Source organism: Pseudoalteromonas sp. MTN2-4, assembly GCF_042848605.1.
Classification (GTDB): domain Bacteria; phylum Pseudomonadota; class Gammaproteobacteria; order Enterobacterales; family Alteromonadaceae; genus Pseudoalteromonas.
This window is the reverse complement of record NZ_BTGK01000033.1, coordinates 1-1,738: the sequence shown is the minus strand read 5'-3', so window position 1 is coordinate 1,738 and position 1,738 is coordinate 1. Positions and strand designations below refer to the sequence as shown.

The window sequence follows — 1,738 nt, the reverse complement described above, 5'->3', positions numbered from 1 at the left end:
GGAAAAAATCTGATAATTTCTAAAACTTCTACTTTAGTTCATATTAGCTTCTGAGCTAAAACCACTTTGGCGTTGTATGGTTAAGCCTCACGGGTAATTAGTACTGGTTAGCTTAATGTATCACTACACTTCCACACCCAGCCTATCAACGTTGTAGTCTCCAACGGCCCTTCAGTTAACTTAAAGTTAAAGTGAGAACTCATCTCGAGGCTCGCTTCCCGCTTAGATGCTTTCAGCGGTTATCGATTCCGAACGTAGCTACCGGGCAATGCAATTGGCATCACAACCCGAACACCAGCGGTTCGTCCACTCCGGTCCTCTCGTACTAGGAGCAGCCCCTCTCAATTCTCAAACGCCCACGGCAGATAGGGACCGAACTGTCTCACGACGTTCTAAACCCAGCTCGCGTACCACTTTAAATGGCGAACAGCCATACCCTTGGGACCGACTTCAGCCCCAGGATGTGATGAGCCGACATCGAGGTGCCAAACACCGCCGTCGATATGAACTCTTGGGCGGTATCAGCCTGTTATCCCCGGAGTACCTTTTATCCGTTGAGCGATGGCCCTTCCATTCAGAACCACCGGATCACTATGACCTACTTTCGTACCTGCTCGACGTGTCTGTCTCGCAGTTAAGCTGGCTTCTACCATTACACTAACCGTACGATGTCCGACCGTACTTAGCCAACCTTCGTGCTCCTCCGTTACTCTTTGGGAGGAGACCGCCCCAGTCAAACTACCCACCAGGCACTGTCCACAACCCCGATTAGGGGCCTATGTTAGAACATCAAACATACAAGGGTGGTATTTCAAGGATGGCTCCATGACATCTGGCGACGCCACTTCAAAGCCTCCCACCTATCCTACACATGTAGGCTCAATGTTCAGTGCCAAGCTGTAGTAAAGGTTCACGGGGTCTTTCCGTCTAGCCGCGGGTACACAGCATCTTCACTGCGATTTCAATTTCACTGAGTCTCGGGTGGAGACAGCGTGGCCATGGTTACACCATTCGTGCAGGTCGGAACTTACCCGACAAGGAATTTCGCTACCTTAGGACCGTTATAGTTACGGCCGCCGTTTACCGGGGCTTCGATCAAGAGCTTCGCCTAAGCTAACCCCATCAATTAACCTTCCGGCACCGGGCAGGTGTCACACCGTATACGTCATCTTACGATTTTGCACAGTGCTGTGTTTTTAATAAACAGTCCCAGCCACCTGGTCACTGCGGCTCCCGTCCGCTTAGAGAGCAAGTCTCATCACAGATAGGAGCGTACCTTCTCCCGAAGTTACGGTACAATTTTGCCTAGTTCCTTCACCCGAGTTCTCTCAAGCGCCTTAGTATTCTCTACCTGACCACCTGTGTCGGTTTGGGGTACGATTCGAAATAATCTGAAGCTTAGAGGCTTTTCCTGGAAGTAGGGCATCATCAACTTCACACCCGTAGGTGCTCGTCTCGACTCTCAGCCTTAGCGACCCGGATTTTCCTAAGTCACCAGCCTACAGCCTTTCACATGGACAACCATCGCCATGCTTGATTAGCCTGCTCCGTCCCCCCATCGCAATTATTCCAAGTACGGGAATATTAACCCGTTTCCCATCGACTACGCTCTTCAGCCTCGCCTTAGGGGTCGACTTACCCTACCCTGATTAACATGGGATAGGAACCCTTGGTCTTCCGGCGTGCGGGTTTTTCACCCGCATTATCGTTACTCATGTCAGCATTCGCACTTCTGATA

The 1,738-nt window shown here is 50.8% G+C and carries 1 rRNA gene; it reads right to left on the bottom strand.

Annotated elements, in window-relative coordinates:
• Positions 1-76: 76 nt before the first annotated feature.
• A 23S ribosomal RNA gene (locus tag ACGHEH_RS21525) occupies positions 77-1,738 on the bottom strand; the annotation flags it as partial.